Source organism: Streptomyces sp. NPDC058470 (assembly GCF_042721055.1).
Classification (GTDB): Bacteria; Actinomycetota; Actinomycetes; order Streptomycetales; family Streptomycetaceae; genus Streptomyces.
This window is the reverse complement of the sequence record NZ_JBHXMF010000040.1, coordinates 36,874-62,062: the sequence shown is the minus strand read 5'-3', so window position 1 is coordinate 62,062 and position 25,189 is coordinate 36,874. Positions and strand designations below refer to the sequence as shown.

Annotated in this window: 22 protein-coding genes and 3 pseudogenes; 11 read left to right on the top strand and 14 right to left on the bottom strand. The window is 70.5% G+C overall.

The genetic code is table 11. The features are described from left to right. Positions 1–2: 2 nt before the first annotated feature. The gene (locus ACFWP7_RS27330) at positions 3–1,772 is read left to right on the top strand and encodes a hypothetical protein (protein WP_384386114.1); all 1,770 of its coding nucleotides are present in this window, start codon (positions 3–5) and stop codon (positions 1,770–1,772) included. A gap of 128 nt (positions 1,773–1,900) precedes the next feature. Here ACFWP7_RS27330 and ACFWP7_RS27325 read toward each other — a convergent pair. The 5 genes and pseudogenes from ACFWP7_RS27325 to ACFWP7_RS27305 form a co-directional block, all read right to left on the bottom strand. Beyond that, positions 1,901–1,990, bottom strand: a pseudogene (locus ACFWP7_RS27325) (VOC family protein); the annotation flags it as partial. Between the two features lie 155 nt (positions 1,991–2,145). Further along, positions 2,146–3,351: a serine hydrolase domain-containing protein gene (locus ACFWP7_RS27320; protein WP_384386111.1), complete on the bottom strand. Its 1,206-nt coding sequence runs from the start codon at positions 3,349–3,351 to the stop codon at positions 2,146–2,148. Between the two features lie 581 nt (positions 3,352–3,932). Beyond that, positions 3,933–4,199 (bottom strand): annotated as a pseudogene (locus ACFWP7_RS27315) (threonine dehydratase); the annotation flags it as partial. 539 nt (positions 4,200–4,738) lie between these two features. Beyond that, positions 4,739–5,341: a ClpP family protease gene (locus ACFWP7_RS27310; protein ID WP_384386108.1), complete on the bottom strand. Its 603-nt coding sequence runs from the start codon at positions 5,339–5,341 to the stop codon at positions 4,739–4,741. Position 5,342: 1 nt separating this feature from the next. Next, a complete protein-coding gene (locus tag ACFWP7_RS27305; RefSeq protein WP_365442448.1) occupies positions 5,343–5,996 on the bottom strand; it encodes an ATP-dependent Clp protease proteolytic subunit in 654 nt (217 codons plus the stop codon). A gap of 320 nt (positions 5,997–6,316) precedes the next feature. Between ACFWP7_RS27305 and ACFWP7_RS27300 the strand changes: the two genes are divergently transcribed. After that, positions 6,317–6,799 carry a VOC family protein gene (locus tag ACFWP7_RS27300; protein ID WP_384386104.1) on the top strand — a complete coding sequence of 161 codons (483 nt, stop codon included), beginning with the start codon at positions 6,317–6,319 and terminating at the stop codon, positions 6,797–6,799. 64 nt (positions 6,800–6,863) lie between these two features. On the opposite strand, the pseudogene ACFWP7_RS27295 reads toward ACFWP7_RS27300, so the two are convergent. From ACFWP7_RS27295 to ACFWP7_RS27280, 4 genes and pseudogenes are all read right to left on the bottom strand, one after another. Then, positions 6,864–7,375: pseudogene (locus ACFWP7_RS27295) on the bottom strand (ATP-binding cassette domain-containing protein); the annotation flags it as partial. Between the two features lie 93 nt (positions 7,376–7,468). After that, the gene (locus ACFWP7_RS27290; protein WP_384386101.1) at positions 7,469–8,398 is read right to left on the bottom strand and encodes an SGNH/GDSL hydrolase family protein; all 930 of its coding nucleotides are present in this window, start codon (positions 8,396–8,398) and stop codon (positions 7,469–7,471) included. A gap of 126 nt (positions 8,399–8,524) precedes the next feature. Beyond that, positions 8,525–9,043, bottom strand: coding sequence for a response regulator (locus ACFWP7_RS27285; protein ID WP_384386098.1), 519 nt, complete (start codon positions 9,041–9,043; stop codon positions 8,525–8,527). Between the two features lie 624 nt (positions 9,044–9,667). After that, complete coding sequence (locus ACFWP7_RS27280; RefSeq protein ID WP_384386195.1) at positions 9,668–10,684, bottom strand: zinc-binding alcohol dehydrogenase family protein; 1,017 nt, start codon at positions 10,682–10,684, stop codon at positions 9,668–9,670. Positions 10,685–10,827: 143 nt separating this feature from the next. On the opposite strand from ACFWP7_RS27280, the gene ACFWP7_RS27275 reads away from it, so the two are divergent. From ACFWP7_RS27275 to ACFWP7_RS27265, 3 genes are all read left to right on the top strand, one after another. Then, positions 10,828–11,625 (top strand): VOC family protein, encoded by a 798-nt coding sequence (locus tag ACFWP7_RS27275; RefSeq protein WP_384386095.1) that lies wholly within the window; start codon positions 10,828–10,830, stop codon positions 11,623–11,625. Positions 11,626–11,730: 105 nt separating this feature from the next. Continuing rightward, positions 11,731–12,750 (top strand): ArsR/SmtB family transcription factor, encoded by a 1,020-nt coding sequence (locus tag ACFWP7_RS27270; protein ID WP_384386092.1) that lies wholly within the window; start codon positions 11,731–11,733, stop codon positions 12,748–12,750. A gap of 1 nt (position 12,751) precedes the next feature. Further along, the gene (locus tag ACFWP7_RS27265; RefSeq protein ID WP_384386192.1) at positions 12,752–13,462 is read left to right on the top strand and encodes a ribonuclease H; all 711 of its coding nucleotides are present in this window, start codon (positions 12,752–12,754) and stop codon (positions 13,460–13,462) included. A gap of 118 nt (positions 13,463–13,580) precedes the next feature. Here ACFWP7_RS27265 and ACFWP7_RS27260 read toward each other — a convergent pair whose 3' ends face one another. Both ACFWP7_RS27260 and ACFWP7_RS27255 read right to left on the bottom strand, forming a co-directional pair. Beyond that, positions 13,581–14,405, bottom strand: a complete 825-nt coding sequence (locus ACFWP7_RS27260) for a tyrosinase family protein (protein ID WP_384386089.1) — start codon at positions 14,403–14,405, stop codon at positions 13,581–13,583. A 32-nt stretch (positions 14,406–14,437) separates the two neighbouring features. Further along, positions 14,438–14,806, bottom strand: a complete 369-nt coding sequence (locus tag ACFWP7_RS27255) for a tyrosinase cofactor (RefSeq protein ID WP_384386086.1) — start codon at positions 14,804–14,806, stop codon at positions 14,438–14,440. A gap of 196 nt (positions 14,807–15,002) precedes the next feature. On the opposite strand from ACFWP7_RS27255, the gene ACFWP7_RS27250 reads away from it, so the two are divergent. The 3 genes from ACFWP7_RS27250 to ACFWP7_RS27240 all read left to right on the top strand — a co-directional run bounded on the left by ACFWP7_RS27250 (position 15,003) and on the right by ACFWP7_RS27240 (position 18,345). Next, complete coding sequence (locus ACFWP7_RS27250; protein WP_384386084.1) at positions 15,003–16,208, top strand: FAD-dependent monooxygenase; 1,206 nt, start codon at positions 15,003–15,005, stop codon at positions 16,206–16,208. An 89-nt stretch (positions 16,209–16,297) separates the two neighbouring features. Then, the gene (locus ACFWP7_RS27245; RefSeq protein WP_384386081.1) at positions 16,298–17,743 is read left to right on the top strand and encodes an MFS transporter; all 1,446 of its coding nucleotides are present in this window, start codon (positions 16,298–16,300) and stop codon (positions 17,741–17,743) included. Continuing rightward, the gene (locus ACFWP7_RS27240; RefSeq protein WP_384386189.1) at positions 17,740–18,345 is read left to right on the top strand and encodes a TetR family transcriptional regulator; all 606 of its coding nucleotides are present in this window, start codon (positions 17,740–17,742) and stop codon (positions 18,343–18,345) included. Before ACFWP7_RS27245 ends, ACFWP7_RS27240 begins: the two co-directional genes overlap by 4 nt. A 12-nt stretch (positions 18,346–18,357) precedes the next feature. Here ACFWP7_RS27240 and ACFWP7_RS27235 read toward each other — a convergent pair whose 3' ends face one another. Both ACFWP7_RS27235 and ACFWP7_RS27230 read right to left on the bottom strand, forming a co-directional pair. Continuing rightward, complete coding sequence (locus tag ACFWP7_RS27235; protein ID WP_384386078.1) at positions 18,358–18,984, bottom strand: alpha-ketoglutarate-dependent dioxygenase AlkB; 627 nt, start codon at positions 18,982–18,984, stop codon at positions 18,358–18,360. 77 nt (positions 18,985–19,061) lie between these two features. After that, the gene (locus tag ACFWP7_RS27230) at positions 19,062–19,958 is read right to left on the bottom strand and encodes an aminoglycoside phosphotransferase family protein (protein ID WP_384386075.1); all 897 of its coding nucleotides are present in this window, start codon (positions 19,956–19,958) and stop codon (positions 19,062–19,064) included. 316 nt (positions 19,959–20,274) lie between these two features. Between ACFWP7_RS27230 and ACFWP7_RS27225 the strand changes: the two genes are divergently transcribed. From ACFWP7_RS27225 to ACFWP7_RS27215, 3 genes are all read left to right on the top strand, one after another. Further along, a complete protein-coding gene (locus ACFWP7_RS27225) occupies positions 20,275–21,336 on the top strand; it encodes a tetratricopeptide repeat protein (RefSeq protein ID WP_384386186.1) in 1,062 nt (353 codons plus the stop codon). After that, positions 21,333–22,397 (top strand): polyprenyl synthetase family protein, encoded by a 1,065-nt coding sequence (locus tag ACFWP7_RS27220; RefSeq protein ID WP_384386072.1) that lies wholly within the window; start codon positions 21,333–21,335, stop codon positions 22,395–22,397. The genes ACFWP7_RS27225 and ACFWP7_RS27220 overlap by 4 nt, the downstream gene beginning before the upstream one ends. Before the next feature lie 205 nt (positions 22,398–22,602). Continuing rightward, positions 22,603–24,357, top strand: coding sequence for a M4 family metallopeptidase (locus tag ACFWP7_RS27215; RefSeq protein ID WP_384386069.1), 1,755 nt, complete (start codon positions 22,603–22,605; stop codon positions 24,355–24,357). A 68-nt stretch (positions 24,358–24,425) separates the two neighbouring features. Here ACFWP7_RS27215 and ACFWP7_RS27210 read toward each other — a convergent pair whose 3' ends face one another. Continuing rightward, on the bottom strand, positions 24,426–25,103 hold the full coding sequence (locus ACFWP7_RS27210; RefSeq protein ID WP_384386067.1) for an AIM24 family protein: 678 nt from the start codon (positions 25,101–25,103) through the stop codon (positions 24,426–24,428). Positions 25,104–25,189 lie beyond the last annotated feature (86 nt).

The following is a 25,189-nucleotide window of genomic DNA, read 5'->3' as shown; positions in this document are numbered from 1 at the left end:
GGATGATGCTGGTGCGTGTCCTGCTGTCGCCGTTGCGGAGGTTGACCCGGGTCAACCTCCGGGCGGGTGGACCGTTGTTGGGGGCTGTCCTGCTGCGGTGCCTCACGCCCGCGTGGGTGCTGGTGCGGGAGCGGCCGATGACGGAACGGCTCGCACAGAGCGAGGAAGCGGTCGCTGTGTACCGCATCCTCGTCGCCCTCGAACGCCCTCGCCCGGGCCACCTGGATGGCCTGGCGCGCTCCCTCGTCCTGTATGCCCGTGTGCCGTTCGCGACCGACCGATTCGAAGAGGCGCTCGCCGCGGTGGACGAGTCCCTGTCCTCCGTCCCGGGATCCCGTGCCTCCGGGACACAGACCGCCTATGCCCTCTTCCTCCGCGCAGGGTCCCTGGCGGAGATGGGCCGGCTCGACGAGGCACTTGCCGCGGCCCGGGAGAGCGTGGAGACGTACAGGTCCGCCGGGACACGGCGCAGGGACAGAACGCTGGGGAGCCCGATCATGGCCCTCCTTTTGAGCGCGCGGGTGCTGGGCCGGCTCTCCCGCACGGCTGAATCCGTCGCCGCCTATCTGGAGTGCCTGGAGCTCCTGCGTGCCAGGAACCCGTGGCAGCGGCTGTTCCGTCTACAGATGGTGAAAGCCTACGTGCTGCTCGAGGTCACCGGCGGACTGCGCGCCCTCGGCCGGTACGACGAGGCCCTGCGCACCGGAGTCGAAGCGCGGGTATACGTCGTCGGCCTATGGGCGCGGCGCAAACCCGAGATGATGCCGGAGCGCGCCCGGCACCTGACCGATCTGGCCTGGTGTTACGGGGCGACCGGTGACCTGCGTCAGGCTTGCGACACCGCCGAGGAGGCCGTCACCGTCGCCCGAGCCCTGGCCGAGCGCGATCCGGCCGACGGTGAGCCCCGGCTCGCCCTCGCCCTGGAATGCCGGGCCCACTACCTCGGCGCGCTGGGCGCCCCCGCAGAAGAGCAGCTCGCCCGCAGTGAACTGGCGGACCTCTGCGCCCGGCTCGCTGTCACCCACCCCGACATCTACGGGCCGCAGCTTGCCGAGGCGCTGGGCGAGCTTGCCGAGCTTCACTGGCGTGCGGACGCCCACCACGAGTCCGTCGAAGCCTGGAAGCGGAGCGTCGACGCCTACCGTCGCGTCGCGGAGCGCCAACTTGGCCTCTTCGAACCTGAGTTGGCCCGGACGCTGGCCAACCTCGGCATCAAGCAGCTCGGCCACGGCATGCCGGAGGCCGCCGTGGTGAGCGGCACGGAGGCCCTGGCGATCACGCGCCGGCTCGCCGAGTCCGACTGGGACGCGTACCAGCCCCTGATTGCCGAACGCCTCCGGGCCCTCGCCCGCGCCCTGCACCGCGCCGGGGACGAAGCGGGGGCACTGGCCTGCTACGAGGAGGCCGAAACCCTCCTGCGGGAACTCCTGGGCAACGGCGACCCGGCACCCTACGCAGCCACCCTCGCCAGCACGCTGACCGACCTTGCGTACCTGCTCAGTACAACGGCAGAAGCCCGCCTGAACGAGGGACGCGCCGACGATGCCGTCACCGCCCTGCGGAGTCTGCTCGCCCTGGCAAGACGGACGAAGCACACCAACATCCACGCAACCTGCGTCAGCGCGTTCACCCGGGCCCGCGCGCAGGATCCCGGCGCGGTCGGACACTCCGGGCAGCGGGTCACGACCGACCCGTTCCCTTCGTTCGTCTACCGGGTCCCCTATGCCGCAGCAGGCAACATCCGCCATGTCTCCGTCAGCATGGGCAGGTGATCGTCAGACGCGCGAGAGAGTCAGGACTTCGCAGGCTTTCTTGGCCTGGTACCGCACATTGAGGTCTTCTCGGCAACCTGATAGTTGCGGTGTGTGATGGGGTGTGGGTGCCCGCTCGCGGCCTGGTTCTGCGGTGCCAGGGTGCGTAGGACGTCGAACTCGTTGCCTTCGAGGTCTGCCATGACCACCCGGTTTCGGTCTGAGCCTTGGCTGACATCCGGCTGGGCCGACCTCGGCTACGAACGGCGGCGCCTCGCCTTCGAGAGCGAACCCGTCCTCGGTCGGCCTGCCGACGACCGGGATCACCCAGCCACGACAGGACCTAGCCAGGTCGACCGGAACGCGCCGAGCTGGGGATCGTAGAACCGCAGCGTCATCCCCCACTTGAGGCCGAGGGCCCGCCCTCGCAGAGCGCCGTCTGGACGGCGGCCTTCATGTCGTCGCTTTGTGCGTCCGAACCACCCGGGTCGAGGTTCACCATGACCGTCGCCTGCCTGCCGTCGACCGTGGCACCGCCCGCCGTCTCGTACCCGAGGAAGTCGCCGGTGTGCCCCCAGTAGAGGCCGCCGCAGGGCAGCGGCCTGCTCTCCAGGCCGAGGCCGTACGCCCGGCCGTCCGGGTTGCCGGTCGGCCGGGTCTTCATCATCTCCCGAAGGGCGGCCGGTTGCAGCAGCCTGCCGCGTACGAGCGCGTCCAGGAACCGGTTGAGGTCGGTACCACTGGAGATCATCTCGCCGCCCGAGCCCGCGACCGAGGGGTTGACCGCGGTGATGTCCATGAGGGGCGCGTCCTCGCCCGGCCGCACATACCCGCGCGGATGCGGTCCGGGGATCGCCGAGGCATCACCCGGCACGAACGTCTCGCGCAGGCCGAGCGGCGTGATGATGCGCCGGCGGATCTCCTCGCCGTACGTGTGGCCGGTCGCCTTCTCGATGATCATGCCGGCCAGCAGGTAGCCGGTGTTGGAGTAGCGCCAGCCGGTGCCCGGCTCGAAGGTCGGGGGGTGGGCGAGCGCGATGTTCACGAGGTCACGTGTGTCGTGGTGGGCCAGCGGGTCCTTGACGATCTCCTGCGGACTGAGGTAGTCGAGGACGTCGGGCACGCCGCTGGTGTGCTGGAGCAGCTGACGGACGGTGATCACCCGCCCGTCGTTGCCGTGTCCGCGGACGACGCCGGGCAGGTAGCGCTCCACCGGCGCGTCGAGGACGACGCGATGCTCTCCCACCAGTTGGAGCATGACCGTCGCCACGAACGGTTTGGTCATGCTGCCGATCCGGAACCTGCTGTCACGGCGCACCGGCGCGTGGCTCTTCACGTCCGCGACACCGCTGGTCAACACCGCGCTGCCGCGTAGGTCCCGCACTTCGACAAGCGCGCCGGGCCCGCCGTCGACCGTGGTCAGCCGTTGCAGGAGTTCGCGCAGCCGAGTGTGGTCGGCGGTGCTGGTGGACTCGGCGGCGGTGACCGCAGCGGCGGCGTTCCGTCGCGGCACGTCGTCATCCGTCGGCGCGCCCACCGCGACACCGACCGCCACGGCCAGTGTGAGTGCGCCACCCAGCGCGCGCCTGTGCTTGATCACGTTGCTTCCTTGATCGTGAGAGCCATTATGTTGGGGATCGCGGTGTTCGCCGCGATCGATGTTCCTCAAGCCCGCCTCCCTGTGCCGTCCCACGATGTCCGCAGAGTGCGAGCCGGCACGATGGGGCGGTCATCCGGATCAGTGGTGGGGTTAACCCCCTGCCGCGAGGAGGGGGCGGCGATCGCGCGGGGCAACCATGGCACTCAGCGGTACCGCGGGAACTCCTGTGGTACGTCACCCGGCCGAGGTGGGCGTCACGTCTGCCGGACGCATCCTCGACCTCGCGCTGGAGCATCCTCGTTGAGGACGATCTGCGCGTACGGAACGGCTTCGCCGAGGGCACCTGCTCGCCGACGCGCCGCAGCCCTGGCAGGGCAAGCAGCGCGACGAACTGCGGGGCAGCGCCAAGGCAATGACCGACGCGGAACCCAGCCCGTCGCCCACCCGGCGACGGTCACCAACCAAGGACACGACAGGCGCGGCCGTCCCGGGCCGTTGATCCGCACCGGCGCGGGCGGGATCCTGGAGAAGGGACGCCGACGGCGTCCCGTCCAAGGCCGTGACAACGACCGGAGCAAGTGTCAAGACCTGTGGATGGGAGCCGCACCGACCCAGCGGTGATAGGCGTCCACGTCGACATTGCTGCCGCACGTGATGGTGACTACGTATCGGTCGGCGAAGCGGTCGCGGTCTTCGAGGATCGCCGCGATGCCGAGCGCGGCCGACGGTTCGACGACGAGGCCGGCGTGGTCGAGGAGCATCCGCATACCGGCGGTGATCGACGCCTCCTGGACCAGGATGGCGTCGTCAGCGACCACGAGGAGGTCGTCCAGGACGGCCGGGACGGGACGCCCGTAGGGGGGGAGTTCTCCGGAGCTGCCAAGGAACCGTTGCGGACGACCAGTCGTCGGCCCCGCTCGTCCCGCCACTCGGCCAACTCGGCGCTGAAGGCGTCTACGTCCGCTTAGAGCGCGGCGGCCGGCATCCCTCGCGCGCCCTCGCGCACGATCTCGAGGATCAGAGAGCCGTCTCGCATGGAGCTGTCGTCATTCCCTACGGTGAGCACGGGCATGCCTTCCCGACCGGCGCTCACAACGCCTCCCTACTCGGTGACCATCACAGAATCAATCGGGAAGGTACGCCCTCCGCGTGCCCTCCGCGTGCCTTCCGGGCTGATCCACAGGTACAGGTACCGAGCATTGCCGCCGATGCTCAGCCCCCGGCACTCGAAGCGCCAGGCGGCCGGCAACGGTTCGATCAACTGCCAGCACGCGTCGGACAGATCACGTCGAGGCGAGCCGCTTGCCGTTCGGCTCAACGTAGGTGGACGGACATTACGAACGACAACTGGCAGGCCTCCGTTGTGGTCGGGAGGGCGCTTGGAGCGTCAGGCCACCGGGAGACGTCGGCTCACCACCTCGTCGGCGATCCCGTACGCCACGGCCTCCTGCGCGGTGAAGACCTTGTCGCGGTCCATGTCCGCGCGGAGGGTCGCGACATCGTGGTGCGTGTGCCGCGAGAGGACCTCCTCGACCTGCGAGCGGATGCGGAGCATCTCCTTGGCCTGGAGGGCGAGGTCGGAGACCGTGCCCTGCCGGCCGCCGCTCGCGGGCTGACCCAGCAGCACGCGCGCATGCTCCAGCACGAACCGCCGCCCGGGATCGCCGCCGGCCAGCAGTACCGCCGCGGTCGAGGCCGCCTGCCCGACACAGAACGTCGAGATCGGCGCCTGTACGTACGTCATCGTGTCGTAGATCGCCATGAGTGAAGTGAACGATCCCCCGGGCGAGTTGATGTAGATCGCGATCTCACTGTCCGGGCTCGACGACTCCAGATGGAGGAGCTGTGCGATGACGACGTTCGCGACCCCGTCGTCGATCTCCGTGCCGAGGAAGATGATCCGCTCGGACAGCAGCTTGCTGAAGACGTCGTACGAGCGCTCGCCCTGTGGAGTCCGGTCGACCACATTCGGAATCGTGTACGTACCCATGTCAGAGCCCCATCCGTCGCCGTGACGCGGCCGGGCGGACGTCGTCGAGCGACTCCACGACCCGGTCCACCATGCCGTAGTCCTTCGCCTGTTCGGCCGTGAACCAGCGGTCGCGGTCGCCGTCGCGGGAGATCGTCTCCTCGCTCTGGCCGGTGTGCTCCGCGGTGATCCGCTCGATGGCCTTCTTCGTGAACTCCAGGTTCTGCGCCTGGATCTCGATGTCCGCGGTGGTTCCGCCGATGCCGGCCGACGGCTGGTGCATCATGATCCGCGCGTTCGGCAGCGCGAAGCGTTTGCCGTGCGCGCCGACGCTGAGCAGGAACTGACCCATGCTCGCCGCGAATCCCATGGCGAGTGTCGAGACGTCGTTCGGGATCAGCGTCATCGTGTCGTAGATCGCCAGGCCCGCGGTCACCGATCCGCCCGGGCTGTTGATGTACAGGCTGATGTCGGTCCGCGAGTCCTCCGCGGACAGCAGGAGCAGTTGGGCGCAGACCCGGTTCGCGGAGACCTCGTCGACCTGCGTACCGAGCAGGACGATGCGCTGCGCGAGCAGTTGCGCGGCCAGATGGTCGTCGAAGCGCGTCGCGGGCGTGTCGCCCTCGTCGGCCCGCGGTGCGCGAGCCGGGTCCCAGCCGGTGATGAGTGGAGTCATCGGTCCTCCGTGATGTGTCGGCGCGGCGCGGTTCTCGTCGCCGCGATCTCCACTCTCGGACCGATTGCGCTCGGGATTGGGGTTTCTCGGCTGGCAGCAGATTCGCTACGGGCAGAGGGGTTCGGAGGCGAGCGGGTGTGTAGGTGAGTGGGTACGGGGCCCGCTGAGACTCCCGGCCGGGTGACCCGCGTCGGCCCGGAGAGCCCGAACCCGGGACTGTTCGGCACGATGAGCTGAACCCGGGCCCGCGCCGCCGATGAGTTCTCGGGCGAGGATCAGTCGACAGAAGTGACGACGTTTCCCCGCCCGAGGAGGTACTCATGTCCGCCAATGGATTCACCACCTGTCTGTGGTTCGACGGTCAGGCCGAGGAGGCCGCGCACTTCTATGTCTCGGTCTTCAAGAACTCCGAGCTCGGCCGGATCGCCCGGGTGACGGAGGCCGGTCCGGGCCCCGCCGGTTCCGTGCTGACCGTCGAGTTCGTGGCCAACGGGCAGAAGTTCATCGGCCTGAACGGCGGCCCGCAGTTCACGTTCAACGAGGCCATCTCCTTCCAGGTCGACTGCCAGGACCAGGACGAGGTGGACTTCTACTGGAACAAGCTCACCGAGGGCGGCGGCGAGGGCGGCCCCTGCGGCTGGCTCAAGGACAGGTTCGGCCTGTCCTGGCAGATCGTCCCGGTGAAGCTCATCGACATGGTCATGGACCCGGACCAGGCGAAGGCGGCCCGCGCGACCGCGGCCATGCTCAAGATGGGCAAGCTGGACCTCGCGGCCCTGGAGAGGGCGTACGCGGGCGAGTAGCGGACCGGCGCACGGTCCGCCGACCCTGGCGCACAGCGGCCGGCCGGCATCCCCCTGAGGCCCGGGCGGGCTGACCGCTGTGCAGCGCCGAGGCGACCTCGATGAGCACCCGGGGTCATCGCGGATCAGCGCCCGCGCGATGGCGAGCCGCTGCCGTTGTCTCCGGGAGAGCCGGGCCCCGTGCTCGCTCACCACAGTGTCGAGCCCGTGCGGCAGTCGGTCAACGCGCTCCAGCGCGTCGGAGTCGCGCAACGCCTCCCGCACCGGCGGCTGGTGCGCAGGTCCAGGGTGTTCATGTCGGTTCCGGCGAGCAGCGGCCGACCCGAGGTCGGACGGAGCCGCTCACGAGATTGAGCACCGTGGACTTCCCGGCCCCCGAGGCACCGACGAGGGCGATGGTCTCGCCGGGGGAGACGGACAGACCGAAGTCCCGTACGGGGTCGGCCGGTTCTCGTCGTACGCGTGCCCCATTCCCTGGAAGGCGAAGGCGAAGGCGAAGGCGAAGGCGATGGCGATGGCGCCGCGCAGCGAGGTCACCTCCGCCTTGCCCTCGTTGTCCTCCAGCTCGGGCGCCTCGTCGACGCGCGCTGTTCACGGAGGACACCGACCGCCACCGGCGTCTGCGGTTCGACTACCGGAACGCCGGAGACCAGGACCCGGGCCAGTCCTTCAGTCGGCGTGGGCGGCGATCACCCGGGTGATCTCCCGCGTGAGGCGCATGATCCCCGGCGAGCGGACCGGGCACGGCTTCGGTGTGGACGTGGTCGGCGCCAGGCAGAAGTGCAGGTAGTCGTCCTCTCGGTGCAGGGCGGTGCGGTCGCTGACCGGCTGGGTGCAGTACTCGGGGTGCTCGTGCTCGTACGAGGTGCACGGCAGGTACTGGACCCAGGTGTTGCGTGCCGATGCGGGGCTCACGGTCTTCCCGGCGTCGGCGAGCAGTTCGCCGGTGGCGCGGGCCCGCTCCTCGTACAGCGCGTTGACGTCCCGGACCCGGTCGGGGGTGATCGGGTCGGGGCCCTGGAGCACCCACACGATCATGGGTGGCCGCGTGCCGCCCGCGTCGGTGATCTGCCCGGCCAGCCGCTTCATGTCGGCTTCGTACCGCTCGAAGTACGTCTTCCTCGACTTGTCGTAGGTGATGCCGTCCATGCACGGGGTGTAGCCCCAGGAGTTGCCCCAGAACTGCAGCACGACGAAGTCCGGCCGCAGCGAGCGCACCAGGGCGGCCGCCTTGTCGGCGGGCGGTACGAGAGATCTGTCCGCGGTGCCTTCGAGGTAGTCGCACAGGGTGGTGCCCGAGTACGGGGCACTCGTGTACTGCGCGTCCAGTTGGTCCCGCAGCAGATCGCCGAGAACCTTCTGGTTCTCCATGGCGAGCGAGTCCCCGAGGTAGAGCACCGTAGGAGCCCCCGAGGGGGCGCCGGATGTGTCGGGGGAGGCGGAGGCGGCGGGCCGCTGACGTGTCGTCGAGGTCGGTGCCGAAGAGGCGTCGGGCGTCGCGCGGGCGGGCGGTGCCGCCTCGGGGCCCGACGCCGGGTCGCCGCACGCGCCGAGCAGCAACCCGGCCAGCAGCGCCCCCACGATCCACCGTCCGCGCATACGGCAACTCCCGCCCCGCCCACTGAAAGGGTCCCCAGGCAAGCACAGCCGGGCCCAGGGGGGAAGACACCGCGGTCACAACTCTCCCCGGGTTCAATCGAGTTGAAGGAGGACCAGGTGCCGCTGTCAGCCCTGGACGGTTCCCGAGAGAAGCTCCACCAGGGCCGCGAGCGGCAGTGATTTCGCCATGTGGGCGTCGAATCCGGCGGCCCGGGACTCGCCGCGGTCGGAGCCCCGGCTGAACCCGGAGACCGCGATGAGCCGCAGCTTGTCGCCGTGCGGGCGTGAGCGCACCTCGCGGGCGACCGTGTATCCGTCGATGTCGGGCAGACCGAGGTCGCACAGGACGACGTCGAAGAGGCTGGACTCGGTGGCGAGCAGTGCGTCCGTTCTCGTGTGCACGGCCGTGACGTGGTGCCCCTGTCTTTCCAGCAGGGCTCGGTAGGTCGTGGCCAGGTCCGTGTTGTCCTCGACGATCAGGATGGCCAGCTGGCGTGGCGCGGGGCGGGCCTGCGCCACGGGGCGTGGTTGCGGGGTGCCGGAGGGGGCGAGGGGGAGCAGGGCGGCGAACGAGGCGCCGGTTCCGGGACCCTCGCTCCGGGCGGTGATCCGGCCGCCGTGCAGTTCGAGCAGCGGAACGGTCATGACCTGTCGTGGGACCCGCCCGGTCAGGTCGATCGAAGCGCTGATCGGATACCCCTCGTCCAGTGCCTGCGCGGACAGGGGCCGTGCCCCGTGCGCGGGCCACGGGGCTAGGTCCTGTCCTCACATTCCCGTCGTCGCCCGGAGGGCGGCCTCGCGCCCGCTGCGGCAGCAGCCTGTGTCGCAGTAGGTGCGTGTTCTCGGTGTGCCGGGCGTGGACTCTCGTACTGGATGTACTTGGGTCTGCGCCCGGTGCGGCGGGAGGGCGTGCGTGGTGTCGCGAGGCAGACGGGAAGGTGACGACAGGACCTAGCAGCTCGGGGTCTTCCGCCGTCGCCAGGCGCGACAGGCCCGGTGCGTGCGGGTGCTGCGTGGCCGCGGGGGCGTCCGCGGGCAGCAGGTCCACCGTCGAGGCCTCGCAGAAGTGCCGGCACACGAACGCGGCGAGTTCCTCGCAGGTGATCCGCTCGTCCAGCGTGGTCCCGATCGAATCGAAGGCATCCGCCATGGCAGCGAACGGCGACCGAGCACCCGGAGCGTCCTCACCGACTGGGTCCGTCATGCCACCTCCACCGCCCTGCACACCTGGGTCCATCCACGCACGGCGGAGAGGGGCCCGCACCCCGGTCAGGGCCGGGGCGGCACGTCGTTCACCAGCACGGCAGCACCGTCGAAGCGGCCGGCCTTGAGGTCCTGGAGGGCCCCCTGGGCGCGCGACAGCGGGTACGTGTGCGTGGTCGCCCGTACGCCGTGGCGTGCCGCGAGCGCCAGAAACGCCCGCCCGTCCTCGCGGGTGTTCGAGGTGACGCTGCGCAGTTCCCTCTCGTAGAACAGCTCCCGCTCGTAGTCGAGGGGCGGGGTGTCGCTCAGATGGATCCCGGCGACGGAAAGGACCCCGCCCCGGTCCAGCGCCCGCAGGGCCACCGGGACCAGGTCGCCGACCGGCGCGAACAGGATCGCGCTGTCCAGCGGCTCGGGAGGCTCCTCGTAGGCCCCGCGCGCGGACGCCGCCCCGAGGCCGAGCGCCAGCCGCCTGGCCGCCGGGTCCCGCGTCAGTACGTGCACGGTGGCACCCTGCGCGAGCGCGAGCTGTGCGCACAGGTGGGCGCTGCCGCCGAACCCGTAAAGTCCGAGCCGCCCGCCCGGCGGCAGCGCGGCCCGCTGCAGCGCCCGATAGCCGATGATGCCCGCGCACAGCAGCGGGGCCAGCGCGACGTCGTCCACGTCGCCGGGCAGCCGGTACGCGAAATCGGCCGGGACGGTCGTGTACTCCGCGTAGCCGCCGTCGGCGTCCCAGCCCGTGTACGCGGACGCCGGGCAGAGGTTCTCGGCGCCGCGCGTGCAGTACCCGCAGGTGCCGTCCGTGCCGCGCAGCCAGGCGACGCCCACCCGGTCGCCGAGGGCGTGGTCGCGTACGCCCTCCCCGAGTGCCGCGACCACGCCGACGACCTCGTGCCCCGGCGTCACACCGGGCCGGTGCACGGGCAGGTCGCCCTCGGCGACGTGCAGGTCGGTGCGGCAGACCCCGCAGGCGCGGACATGGACGAGGAGTTCGCCGGCCCGCGGCACCGGCACCGGTTTCTCGACGAGGCGCAGCGGCCCTTGTTCGATCGGCCCGGGCCGGGCCACCTCCCACGCTCGCATCATCCCGTGCCCCGTCCCGTCGCCGACTGCCGGTGCCCGCTCTCCATTTTCATGCGGAACGTCCCGTTCGGCGCGCGGCCGGAGCCGCGGCTGACTAGCGTGAAGCGTGGAACCAGTCACCCAACCGGAGAAGGTCGGACGTCATGGCCGTACAACATGAGGGAACGCCCTGTTGGGCGGACGCGATGTTCAGCGATGTCGAGGGAGCCAAGAGTTTCTACGGCGACGTGCTCGGCTGGACGTTCGGCGAGTCGTCCAGCGAGTACGGCAACTACACGCAGGCGTACAAGGACGGCAAAGCGGTGGCCGCCGTCGTCCCGCCGATGCCGGGGGCGGAGGGCCAGTCCGCCTGGTGCCTGTACTTCGCCTCGCCCGACGCCGCCGCCACCACGCAGAAGATCCGGGACAACGGCGGCGCGATCCTGATGGAGCCGATGCAGGTCGGCGACTTCGGCACCATGGCCCTGGCCAGTGAGCCCAGCGGCGCCGTCTTCGGTGTCTGGCAGGCAGGCGTCCACGAGGGCTTCGAAGCCACATCCGTGCCCGGCGCGTACGCCTGGGCCGAGGTCTTCACCCGTGAGCCGGAGAAGACCGACGGGTTCCTGCCCGCCGTCTTCCCGTTCACGGCGAAGCAGATGGACGACTCCGAGTTCGACTTCAGAATCTTCAACGTCGGCGAGGACACCGTCCTGGGCCGCATGAAGATGACGGACGACTTCCCGCCCGAGGTCCCGTCGTACGTCAATATCTACTTCGGCGTCGAGGACTGCGACGCGGCGGTGGCGAAGGCGACCGAGCGCGGCGCCGTCCTGCGTTTCGGGCCCATGGGCAGCCCGTTCGGCCGGTTCGCGGCGCTGAGCGACCCGCAGGGCGCGTCGTTCTCCGTCATCGACCTCAACACGACCGAAGGCGACATGCCCAAGTTGACCGACGTGCCCTGAACCCGTCGGCCGCCGGGGCAACCGTGCGGACGTGGTTGATCGTCCCTTCTTGTGGCCGCTGCACCTCCGGGTGACCGAACCCCCACAAGAATCGCGGGAGACCGCATGCTCCGCATTCACTTCACGTCGCACGATCTGCAAAACGTCCGGGTGGCCCGGCAACCGGATCCGCTGTGGGAACTGGTCTGCAGCGTCTGCCGGTTGGAGACCGGGCAAGGACCGCTCGACTTCGGTCACTGGCGCCGCGCCGCCCGCGACCGGCTCTCCACCGACCCGGTCGCGAGCCGTGCACTGCGCCCGCTTCGGACGCTGATTCCCGCAGCGGGCTACATCCCGGACTTCCTCACGCCGTCGGTGCCAGGCGGCGATCTGCCGACCGGTCTCGACCAGCTGCGGCGCACCCCGCGCACCCAGCTGGTGCGCGACCTGACCCGGCTGGCCGACTCCCGCCCCGTTCCGGACTGGGCGACCTCGCTCGGCAGACCGGGCGGCGATTCACTGAGGTCCCTGGCCAACGCTCTCGGGATCTACTTCCGTGCCCTGCTGGAGCCGTACTGGCCGCACATCCGCAGGGCGGTCGCGGACGACGTCGACCTGCGCTCCCGGCACCTCCTCGACGGCGGCACCCAGGCGCTCCTGGACGGGCTGGGTCCATTGGCGCGCTGGAAGTCACCTGTACTGGAAGTGGACTACCCCATCGAGCGCGATCTCCATCTGGAGGGGCGCGGCCTGCTCCTCGTCCCCTCCTTCTTCTGCTGGCGCCGGCCGACCGCACTCGCGGACCCCGGCCTCGACCCGGTGCTCGTCTACCCGGTGGGGAAGGCACCGCTCACCGTCGCGCGCGCCACGGACGACGGCGTCGAACGTCTGCTGGGCCGCACCCGCAGCGCTGTACTGGCCGAGGTGGCGGGCCGGCACGCGCGGACCACCTCCGAGGTCGCCGCGGCCGTGGGGATCGCGCTGCCCAGCGCCAGCTACCAGATCGGCGTCCTGCGCGACGGAGGACTTGTGGTCAGCCGCCGAGACGGCAAATACGTCCTTCACACGGCCACCCCGCTGGGGCAGCGGCTGATCGGGGAGCGCGGCGGCCTTCGACCCGGTACGGGAGCAGCCGTCGGGCCGTGACATCATCGGGGCCATGCCTGAACGCGTTGTGGCCGCCTGCGACGGAGCCTCGAAGGGGAACCCGGGACCCGCCGGCTGGGCCTGGGTCGTGGCCGACGGGGACGAGATCCCCACTCGATGGGAGGCCGGCGCGCTGGGCACGGCGACGAACAACGTCGCCGAACTCACCGCGCTGGAGCGCCTGTTGACGGCGATCGCGCCGGACGTTCCGCTGGAGATCCGGATGGACTCCCAGTACGCGATGAAGGCTGTCACCACCTGGCTGCCCGGCTGGAAGCGCAAGGGCTGGAAGACGGCCTCCGGAAAGCCCGTCGCCAACCAGGAACTGGTCGCCCGCATCGACGAACTCCTCGCCGGCCGCTCCGTGGAGTTCCGTTACGTCCCCGCGCACCAGGTCGACGGCGACCGCCTCAACGACTTCGCGGACCGCGCGGCGAGCCAGGCAGCGATCGTCCAGGAGCCCGCGGGCAGCGACCTCGGCTCCCCGCAGCCGCCGGCCGCCCCCGACACGGCCCCGGCCGCTACCGCGCGCCGCCGCGCACCCGCGAAGACCGCGCGACAGGACGGCGGCGGCCCGGCCCGCACGATCAAGGCGAAGTTCCCCGGCCGCTGCCTGTGCGGCCGCTCCTACGCGGCGGGCGAGCCCATCGCCAAGAACGGCTCGGGCTGGGGGCACCCGGAGTGCCGTACGACGGAGACCGCCGACGCGTAGGGCTCGACCGCAGGACGGAGACGGCCAAGGGGTGGGGCCTGTCCGTACGACGGAGAGGGCCGACGCATAAGGCCTGTCCGTACGACGGAGACGGCCGACCGTAGGGCGCCTCCTACTGTCAGACCGTGTCGAACGTGTAGTGCGCGGTGTGATCCAGCAAGTCGGCCGGCCGGACGTCGCCCCACGGCTTCATCGTCTCGTTCAGGTCGACGACATCCGGGGTCCCGGCCACGGGCAGGTAGCCCGAGCCGGGGTGGAGGCGCTGCCAGTCGGCCCACAACTTGTCCATGTAGGCGTGGTGAAGCCAGAACACCGGGTCGTTGGGGGAGACACCGGTGGCCATCTGGCCGCCCACCCAGACGTGCACGCGGTTGTGGAGGTTGACGCCCCGCCAGCCTTCGAGGTGGTTGCGGAAGCCGTCCGAGGCGCTGTTCCACGGCGCCATGTCGTACGTCGCCATCGCGAGCACCGACTCCACCTCGGCCCGGGTGGGCAGGTCCCGGGCACTTCCGGCGAGCGACCTGCGGAGATAGGTACGGCTGTCGACGCGTACGTTGATCGGCCAGTTGCCGGCCGAGGCGGCGAAGGGGCCGTCCATCACCTGGCCGTCACGGCTGCGGCCGGTGCCGCCCAGGAAGTCGGGCGCCCACAGGGATGCGCGCGTGGAGCGGTCGGTGCTCCAGTTCCAGTAGGGGAGCGCGACGGAGGAGTCGACCGACTGCAGCGCCTGCTCGAACTCGATGAGGAATCTGCGGTGCCAGGGCAGGAAGGAAGGCGAACGGTGGCCCGTCCGCTCACCGTCGTCCGTGTCGCCGAGTATGAAGGCGTTGTGCGTGGTGACGAAGTCGTCGTACCGGCCACTGCGCTTGAGCTGCACCAGCGCGTCGGTGAAACGCCGCTTCTCGTCGGCGGTCAGGCTCGCCTGGTTCTTGCGTACGGTCATGTGCGGGACTCCACAGTCTGCTTGCGGGCGGGTCAGTTGGCCTGGAACGGGACGAGCGGGGCCCCTTGCAGTTCCACGACCGCGGCGCGGGCGGCGGCGCGCGGGGTGGCCACCGGGTCGTAGTGGCTGACGACGCTGATCCAGCTGCCGTCGGCGTTCCGCATCACGTGCAGCTCCAGGCCGTCGACGAACACGGCGTACCCGGCGCCGTGATGGTGCCCGCTCCCGCTGAGCGGGCCGCCCGCGATGCGGCGGCCCCGGTAGACCTCGTCGAAGGCTTCAGGACCTCCATGGTCGTGCCCGATGGCGGAAGCCGTGGGTGCGGTGACGGACTGGGAAGCGGCCACGGCGGCCAGCGTTGCCGCGGCGCGGAGAGCGCGGCGACGGGTGAGCTCTGGCATACGAAGTCCTCCTGTATCGGGCTCTGTTGAACGACTCGGTATGCCTATCGGTTCGTCGGAGAGTGGGAGAAATCGGCGCATGCCGGTTGGCTGCGATCCGGACAATTAAGTAAATGTCGCGTGCAACCTGGCGCACAGCTCCTCGCTGTTACGCTTCGCAGTCACTTGACCGCAATGTGTAACAGAGGGAGTGCGCGTGAAGATCGCGTGCGTCGGCGGCGGACCGGCCGGCCTGTACTTCTCGATCCTGATGAAGCGTCAGGACCCGTCACACGACATCACTGTCTACGAAAGGAATCCGGCCGGGTCGACCTACGGCTGGGGAGTGACGTACTGGGCGGGCCTGCTCGACAAACTCCGCGAGGGCGACCCCGAGTCCGCGCTCGCTGTCAGCGAGAACTCGGTCCGCTGGAGCGAAGGGGTCGCCCAGGTCGGCGGATCCAGGACGGTGCACCCCGGCGACGAAGGCTTCGGCATCGGCCGCCGTCGCCTGCTCGACCTGCTCGCCGAACGGGCCGAATCCCTCGGCGTGCACGTCGAGTTCGAGCACGACGTGGCCGCCGACCAGCTGCCCGACGCCGATCTTGTCGTCGCGGGCGACGGAGTCAACAGCGCACTGCGCGAGCCCCACGCCGACCACTTCGGCAGTGATGTCACGCTGGGACGGAACACCTACGTCTGGCTCGGCACCACCAAGGTCTTCGACTCCTTCACCTTCTCCTTCGTGGAGACGGAGCACGGCTGGATCTGGTGCTACGCCTACCCGTTCAGCGGGGAGCACAGCACCTGCGTCGTCGAGTGCTCCCCCGAGACCTGGACCGGCCTCGGGCTCGACACGGCGAACGAGGGTGAGGGCCTGCCCCTCCTTGAGAAACTCTTCGCCGACCTCCTGGACGGGCACGCACTGATCGGGCGGGCGCAGAGCGACGGCAGCGCGCAGTGGTTGAACTTCCGCACTCTGACCAACCGGACCTGGCACCGCGGCAATCTGGTCCTGATCGGCGACGCGGCCCACACCACGCACTACTCGATCGGCGCGGGCACCACCCTCGCGCTGGAGGACGCCCTCTCGTTGGCCGGGGCGCTGCGCGAGATCCCGGACCTCGGCGCTGCCCTCGCCCACTACGAGCGGGAGCGCAAGGCCGAGCTCCTGTCGATCCAGAGCGCGGCCCGCCACAGCGCCCAGTGGTACGAGAACCTTCCGCGCTACATCCACCTCCCGCCGGCGCAGATGTTCGCCCTGCTCGGCCAGCGCCACTCGCCGCTGCTGCCGTACATCCCGCCGCAGATGTACTACCGGATCGACCGCGCGGCCGGACAACTGGAGGTGCTGCGCCGGTTCAAGCGCTGGCTGGGGCCGCGGCTGGCGCGCACGGTGCAGGCCGCCCGCGTCCGCGGGTAGCCGTTTGCCAAGACTGTTTGGGTGAATAGCGATTCACCGGCTATGGTGAATCGCTATTCACCCATTTTTTGTGGACTTCTGGAGTATCTGTGGCGGCCCTGCGTGAGCGATTGACGGTCCCGGTGCTGGCGTTCGGCGGGATCCTCATGGCGGTCACGCAGACGGTCGTCGTGCCGCTGCTGCCCGACCTGCCCCGGCTGACGGGCTCCTCGGCAGCCGCGGTCTCTTGGATGGTCACGGCGACCCTGCTGTCCGGAGCGGTACTCACCCCCGTGCTGGGCCGCGCGGGCGACATGTACGGCAAGAGGCGCGTGCTGCTGATCGCCCTCGCGCTGATGACCCTCGGCTCGCTCGTGTGCGCCCTCACCTCCGACATCGCCGTACTGATCGCGGCACGGGCCCTCCAGGGCGCGGCCGCCGCCGTCATCCCCCTGTCGATCAGCATCCTGCGGGACGAACTGCCGCCGGAGCGTACGGGCTCGGCCGTGGCGATGATGAGCTCCACCCTGGGTATCGGCGCCGCCCTCGGCCTGCCGCTCGCCGCCCTGATCGTCCAGTACGCCAACTGGCACGTCATGTTCTGGGTGACCACCGCGCTCAGCGCCACCGGCCTCGCGCTCGCCCGGTGGGCGGTGCGGGAGTCACCCGTCCGCGAGCCCGGCCGCTTCGACACGCTCGGCGCCCTTGGCCTTGCCGTGGGCCTGGTCTGTCTGCTCCTTGGCGTGTCGCAGGGCGGCCAGTGGGGCTGGACCAGCCCTCGGATCCTGGGCCTGTTCGCCGCGTGCGCGGTCGTCCTGACCCTGTGGTCGATACAGCAGCGGCGCGCCGAACGGCCCCTGGTCGACCTGAAGTTGGCCACCCGCCCGCGTGTCGCCCTGCCGCACGTGACGGCGCTCCTGACCGGCTTCTCCTTCTACGCCAACACGCTGGTCACGGCCCAGCTCGTGCAGGCGCCCGTGGCCACCGGCTACGGGCTCGGCCTGTCGATCGTGGCGACCGGTCTGTGCCTGCTGCCCAGCGGCGTGACCATGCTGCTCCTCTCACCCGTCTCGGCACGCATCTCGACGTCCCGGGGCCCGCGCGTGACGCTGGCCATCGGCGCCGCGATCATCGCCTGCGGCTATGTCGTGCGCATCGCGGACAGCCGCGACCTGTGGGTGATCATCCTGGGCGCCACGGTCGTGTCGATCGGAACGACCTTCGCCTACTCGGCCCTGCCCACCCTCATCATCCGCGCCGTACCCGCCGGGCAGACCGCGTCCGCGAACGGCGTCAACGTCCTGATGCGGACCGTCGGCCAGGCCGTGTGCAGCGCCGCCGTCGCCGCCGTACTCGTCCACCACACCAGCCTCGTCGGCGGCGTCTCCATACCCACGCTGCACGGCTATCTGCTGGCCTTCGCCATCGCGGGTACGGTCGCCCTGGTGGCGTGTGCCGCCGCGCTCGCCATACCCGCCGAACCCGCCTCCCGTGACGCCGTACCGACCCGCGACCGTACGGAAGCGACCCACGACGAGGCACTCGAAGGAGCCTGACCACCGTGACCACCCCGCCCCCCGGTCTCGTGGCACCCGCCACCGCTCCGCCGCGCCGCGACGCCGAGGAGACGAAGGCGGCCATCCTCCGCGCGGCCCGCTATCTGCTGGCTCGCCGCACCCACGCGGACATCACACTCAAGGCGGTCGCCGAGCGGGCGGGAGTGAGCGCGCCGCTGATCCTGAAGTACTTCGGCAACAAGGACGCCCTCTTCGCACGCGTCATCTCCTTCGAGTCCGACGCCGACGACCTGCTGGACGCGCCGCTGGAGGACCTCGGCCGGCACATGGTCCGGCATCTGCTCATCGGCCAGACCGAGCGCGGCGCGGATCCCGTCCTGCGCATCGTGTTCGCCCCGCTCCAGGGCGAGCAGGGCGACATACTCCGCGCCAACTTCCGCACCCAGGTCAGCGGCCGGCTCGCCGAACGCCTCGGCGGCCCCGACGCGGGCCTGCGCGCCGAACTCGCCGTCAGTGCACTGCTCGGCCTCGGTGTCATGTACGGCATCGCCCGCGGCACCAGCCTGCGCGCGACCCCGGTGGAGGACATCGTCGACCGGTACGGCCCGACGGTGCAGGCGCACATCACCCGCCCGGTGTGAGGAACCGGCGGTTCAGTTCACCCCGCGCGGGCGGAACTGGACGCTGATCCGTGGCCCCGCCGCCCGCGCCGACTTGGGGACGGCGTGCTCCCAGGTGCGCTGGCAGGAGCCGCCCATCACGATCAGGTCTCCGTGTCCGAGCGGCCGCCGCACGCTGTGCCCTCCGCGGCGCGGGCGCAGCACCAGATCGCGCGGTGCGCCCACGGAGAGGATCGCGACCATGGTGTCCTCACGTGCTCCCCGCCCGATCCGGTCCCCGTGCCAGGCCACGCTGTCGCGGCCGTCGCGGTAGTAGCAGAGCCCGGCCGTGCTGAACGGCTCACCCAGCTCGGCGGCGTAGTGCGCGGACAGCGCGTCCCGCGCCTCGTCGAGGACCGGATGCGGCAGCGGATCGCCGGCACCGTAGTACGAGAGCAGTCTCGGTACGTCCACCACGTGCTCGTACATCTGCCGCCGCTCGGCCTGCCACGGCACATCGGCGACGAGCCGCGCGAAGAGGGCGTCGGCCCCGGCCAGCCACCCGGGCAGCAGGTCGATCCAGGCGCCGTCGCCCAGCACGGTCCGGCGCATCCTGCTCAGCGGGGTGAGGCGCAGTTCGTCGGTCTGGTCGAAGAGCGAGGCCTGGAGGTGCGTGGACATGAGCCCAGCGTACTCCAGAATCGAATGCGTGTTCCATTGGTGGGCGTGGTGTTGTGAGCCGAGAGGTCGCGGCGGCCTCAGGGCTCGTCCCCGGAGACCGCCTCCGCATCGGCGAGGACCTCGCGGATCACGTGTTCGGCGTTGGCCGCCATCACGGGGTTCGTGGTGCGGTAGTACGGGAGCTGGTTCAGAGCCATGGACAGGGCCCAGCCGCGGCCGCGTGCCCAGGTGGCGTGGTCGGCGCCCGTGGCGTGCCGGAAGACGGGTCTCGCCTCCGCGGGGAGGAGGTTCCAGGCGGGGATGAGGTCGCAGGCGGGGTCGCCGACGCCGAGGGTGCCGAAGTCCAGGACGGCGCTGAGGCGGCCCTGGTGGGTGAGGAGGTTCATGGGCATCAGGTCGGAGTGGAGCCACAGGGGCGGACCGCTCCACGGGGGTGCCGCCAGCGCCGTTTCCCAGGCGGCCGTGGCGGCACGGGTGTCGATCATGCCGTCCAGTTCGCCGAGCGCGTCGCGCGTCGCGACGTCCACGGATGCCAGTGGTCCGCCCCGGTAGGCGGTTGGCCCGCCCGCCAGGTCGACCTGCCGCAACGCGGCGACGAACAGGCCGAGGTCGGCGGCGAGCCCGTCCGGGTCGGCGAGGTCGTCCGCGACCGGGAGTTCGCCGTCGAGCCAGCGGCCCACGCTCCAGGACCACGGATACCCCGCCCCGGGAACACCGGTGGCGCGGATCTCGGGAATGCGGAACGGAAGCAGCGGGCCGAGGAGCGGCAGCCAGCGCCGTTCCTTCTCCACGTCACCGGCGCCCTCCGGGATGCGGGGGAGGCGTACGGCCATGTCGTCGCCGAGCCGGTAGAGGGCGTTGACGGTTCCGGACGACGTGACGCGCTTGAGCGGCAGGTCGGCCCAGCGGGGGAACTGTGCGATGAGCAACTCCCGTACGAGCGAGTCGTCGATCGGCGCTTCGTGGGCATGCATCGGGCCTGCGGACATCAGCGCCTGCTCTCGGTGTCGAAGGTCAACTTCCGTCATCCTCGGGCTGTTTCGAGCTCGTTCGCAATGCCAGGCAACCCTGCGGTCACCGTCTTCGTCTTGATCTGCAACGGCTGGGCAGCACGTCGACCGTACCGAGCGAAGGAATCCCGGAGGGAAATCCGGCGCACTATACGCTCCGTGTATACATGACATGTATACGTGACGTGTATAGCGGGATGGTCGCGCGCTGCCCGGTGACAGCAAGTACCACCGGCGGGCGTTCCGACGTGGCCGACCGATGGCAGACAGAAAGGCATTCATGTACGGCAAGGCCTTCGCCCCGGAGTACCAGGGCGCACTGACCACCCTGTCCGTGAACTCCTCGCTCACCGATGTCCTCGCGGCAGGCACCGAGCAACTCCGCGCGGCCGAGCGGGCCGGCGCGCGGGCGGAGGCGGCCCGTTCGGGTCTCGCGGTCGCCGAGGCGCACCGCCGTCTTGGACAGGTGGCGGAAGCCGACCGGGCGTGGAAGGCGAGCTACCGCACCGCCCGCGAGGCCGGGGATGCGGCAGCCATGGCGTGGGCGCTGTGGAGCGGCGGCACGCTGGCCCGGCAGCGCGGCGCCTTCCCGTTGGCGTGGCGGCTGCTGCGGCTGGCAGCCGAACTCGGCGAGCACGCCGGTGACATCGTGGTCCGCGGCTACTCCCTGGCGGGGATGGCGGAGACGGGCCGCATCCAGGGCGACTACGCGGCCGTGACCGCACTGCACGAGCAACTCCTGGCCGAGGCACGAAAGCGGGGAGAGGCCCGGCACACCGTGTGGGCCCTGGAGGGCATCGCGCAGATACACCGCAACACAGGCGCCTACGACACCGCCTACGCGATGTTCGAGGAAGCGGCCGGCATCGCCGCTCGCGCCGAGGACCGGCGCGGCCACGCCTGGGCCCTTCGCGGACTGGCGGACCTCGTCTCCGTACGCGACCAGGACCCCGACCGCGCGCTGGAACTGCTGGCCGAGGCGGAGGTGTCGTGCCGTGCGATGAACCTGTCCGGCGCGCTCGCCTACAACCACAAGATGCGCGCCAACGTCCTCTACCGGGCGGGGCGTTACGAGCAGGCACGCGACGTCTATACACAGTCGCTGGCGGAGTTCGAGGCCATGAGCGAGCCCCGCGGACGGGCTCTGGCCCGCCTCGGTCTGGTCAAGTCCCTGGCCCGGCTGGGCCGCGACCGCGCCGCGACCGACGCGGACCTGACCGACCTGGCCGGGGTCCTGGAGAGCATCGGACTGCGCCACGCGGGACGGATGGTCGAAGGGGCGCGGGTGGAACTGGGGCTTGTGGCACCGGCCGGCAGCTCTGACACGGAGGTGACGCGATGACGCTCCTGTCCACATCCCCCCAGTGCCCGCCGAACGCCCCCGCCGCCCCGCAGATCCTGCACCGCTGCCGCGAACTCGTCGCCCCCGCACTGACGAAGGCGATCGGCGGACTGCACCCCTGGGTCGCGGAGATGGCCGGATACGCCCTGGGCCGCTGCGAGGTGGGCGGCGCCCCCGCGACGTACAGCCAGGGCAAGGGCGTACGGCAGACGCTGGCCGTCCTCGGTGCGGAGGCGGCCGGAGGTTGTGCCGACGTGGGTGTGCCGGGTGCGGTCGCCGTGGAGCTGGTGCACACCTTCTCGCTGCTGCACGACGACGTCATGGACGGCGACGCACTGCGTCGGGGCCGCCCCGCGGTGTGGAAGGCGTACGGCACCGGCCCCGCCGTCCTCGCCGGGGACGCGCTCTTCGCCCTGGCGGTGGAGACCCTCACGGCGGTGCCCGCGACCGCCCACGGTGCCACGGCCGTACGGCAGCTGACGACGGCCCTCGGCGATCTGGTCCGCGGCCAGGCGGACGACCTGCTGTTCGCCCACCGTCCCTGGACCGGTCCCGACGCGGTGGGCGTGGGAGAGTACGAGGCGATGGCCGAGCACAAGACCGGCGCCCTGCTCGGCTGCGCGCTGGCCCTGGGGGCTCAACTGGCGGGCGCACAACGGGAGACCGCGTACGCCCTGGACCGCGCCGGTCGTCACCTGGGTGTGGCCTTCCAGATCGCCGACGACCTGCTGGGCATCTGGGGCGATCCGGCGTTCACCGGCAAACCGGTCCACAGCGACCTGCGCCAAGGGAAGAAGACACTCCCGGTCCTCGTCGCCCTGAACGCCCCCGGCCACTCCGCGCTGGCCGAACTCCTCACCTCCCGGGCCGCCCTGGACGACTCCGCCGTACACCGGGCGGCCACCCTCGTCGAACAGGCGGGCGGTCGTGCCGCGGCCCTGCGCGAAGCCCGGCGTCATCTCACCGCCGCGCAGGCCCTCCTGGCAGGCGCACCCCTGGCCCCGTGGCCCGCCCGTGACCTGCGCACCCTGTTGTCCTCCCTGGCCCACCGGGTGATCTGACACTCCGACCCTCCGGTCCGGGGCGAACCGGACCGGAGGCGGGCTGCGACGTCGATCACATTCACGTGTCAACGCGTCCCACCAGGCAACCTCTTCATCTCCCGGCACATCTGTCGCCGCGGGGCAGGACAGCCCCCACGGCGTTCAATGGTGCCGTGCGTGAGGGCGGTTGGCGATCCCGGCCGCCCCTGTTCGAAGGAACTCAGTGCGTATACCCCACATACGTCGCGTGGCGATCGCCGTCGCGGTGACGACGACCGTCACGCTCCCGACGGGCCCCGCCTTCGCTGCCGCGCCCGTCGGCGCCCCGGCCACGGCCTCCTCGCCGGTGGACGCCGCCCGGGTGGCCGCGTTCGCGCACGCGTCGGCCACCGGTGTCGGCCACGGCGACACCCTGCGGGTCAAGGACGTCATGACGGATCCGGACGGCAAGCAGCACGTCCGCTTCGTGCGCGACCACCTCGGTATGCCCGTCCTCGGCGGTGACCTCGTCGTCCACCTCAACGGGCAATCCGCCTACCTCGGTGTGACCAGAGCGGCCGACCACGCCGTCGAACCGTCCACGACCGAGGCGAAACTGACGCCCCAGCAGGCCGAGCGGAAGGCCGCCTCGGTCGCGAAGGGCGACGCGGGCGAGGCCCACCTCGTCGTCGACGCCCGTGACGGCGCAAGCGCGCTCGCCTACCAGGTGCGCGTGACGGACAGCGACACGACCGAGGCAGGCGGCTCCCGCACGGTGGTCGTGGACGCCGGGTCCGGCCGGATCCGCAGCGACGTTCCCGACAGCGACGAGTTCATCTCGCCGTCCCTGGACGAGACACTGCGCGAGCGCGGCGAACAGCTGAACCCCGAGACGGGCACCTCGGCCCAGCCGGTAAGCCTCCTGAGTGCAGCGGCTGCCACCACCTACCCGGTCAAGGCCACCGGCAGCGGCGCTTCCCTCTTCGCCGGCAAGGTGACGCTGACCACCACCCGGACGGCCCGCACCAGCTACCTCCTCAAGGACCCCACCCGCTGGAACACCGAGACCCGGGACGCCAGGGGCCAGGAACTGGAAGCCTTCTCGCGCGGCAAGAAGCTCACCGACGCCGACAACAAGTGGGGAAACGGCGCCACGTCCAGCAGGGTCACCGCCGCGGTCGACGCCCAGTACGGCATCACCAAGACCCTGGACTTCTACAAGAAGACCTTCGGCCGCAAGGGCATCAAGAACAACAGCGCCGGAGCCCGCGCGATGGTCCACTTCGGCAACAAGGTCGGCAACGCCTTCTGGGACTCGACCTGCGGCTGCATGCTGTACGGCGACGGAGACGGCGACATGCTCAAGAAGCCGCTGGTCGTCCTCGACGTCACCGGCCACGAGCTGACCCACGGGGTCGTCGACGCCACCGCCGCCCTCGAACCGACCCGGGTGGACCGGGACGGCAACCAGTACGGCGAGCCGGGTTCGCTGAACGAGTCTCTCGCCGACATCTTCGGCTCCGCGGTGGAGTTCTCCGCCAACAACCCGAAGAACCCGCCCAATTACCTCGTGGGCGAGAAGCTCGGTCTGGCCCAGAAATTCCTGCGCCGCCTCGACCGTCCCTCGCTGGACAAGCTGGAGGGCGCGGTCGACTACTGGTCGCCCGAGGCCTACGACGCCGAGGTCCACGCGGGCTCCGGCGTCTCCTCGCACGCGTACTACCTGCTCGCCGAGGGCAGCGGCAGGAAGACGATCGGCGGGGTCACCTACGACTCGCCCACGTACGACGGTTCGCGGGTGACCGGCATCGGACGCGCCAAGGCCACGGCGGTCTTCTACCGCGCGCTGACCCGGTACATGGTCTCCACGACCGACTTCCACGACGCGCGCGAGGCCACCCTCAAGGCCGCCGCCGACCTGTACGGCGCAAGCAGTACCGAGTACAACACGGTGGCGAAGGCCTGGACCGCCGTCAATGTGACTGCCACCAGCGGATGACATGAGGGTGCCCCGCCACGTTCGTTGGAACTTGAGCAGGGGCGGGGCACCCGTCGCCGGTCCTTGCCTCAGTGCTGCTGAGCCTTCTGCGGTGTCACCTCACTGGGCCGCACGACGACGTACCCCTCGCCCTCCAGCTTGAGCTGCACGGCTTCACCGGAGCCGCCGCGGATCATCGAGCCGATCGACTGCGAACGGTGCAGCGAGGTGTGCAGATGGGCGGTCCAGCCGACGATCGCGTCCGTGTCGACGAACACCGGCTGCTGCGGCGAGACGGGGATGACCAGCGGATTTCCCTCGCAGACCAGGCCGAGCCTGCCGTGGCCGGTGAAGACGCTGTTGAAGAGACCGCCCCCGGAGATTCCCGCGCCCTTCACGGTCTTTATCTCGTACGACACCGTGGCGTCGAAGCACAGCACATTGCGTCCGTTGACGGTGAACACGTCGCCGGGCTCGATGTCGACGAGGAAACAGTTCTGCGCCTCGTGCGCGAACCAGGCCTCGCCCTGGCCGCGGACCGTCATCAGCGGCAGCCCCTCGCCGGTGACAGCTCGCTTGAGCATGCCGCCGACGCCCTGGCCCTTGCGCTCGAACTGCAGATTCCCCCGGTAGGCGATCATCGCCCCCTGGCGCGCGAGCATGTCTCCGCTGACGGCGTACTTGATCGACTTGGCGTTCTGGATGGTCATGCCCGGCGCGACGGCGGGCTGCACCATGTGGTCACTGGAAAAGAGATCACCCTTCATGCGGGCATCTTCGCCCAGAGGGTGCCGTTCCGCCAGGATCCGGGTGAGCGGGAAAGACGTGCGGGGCCGGCCCGGGTGAACCGGAC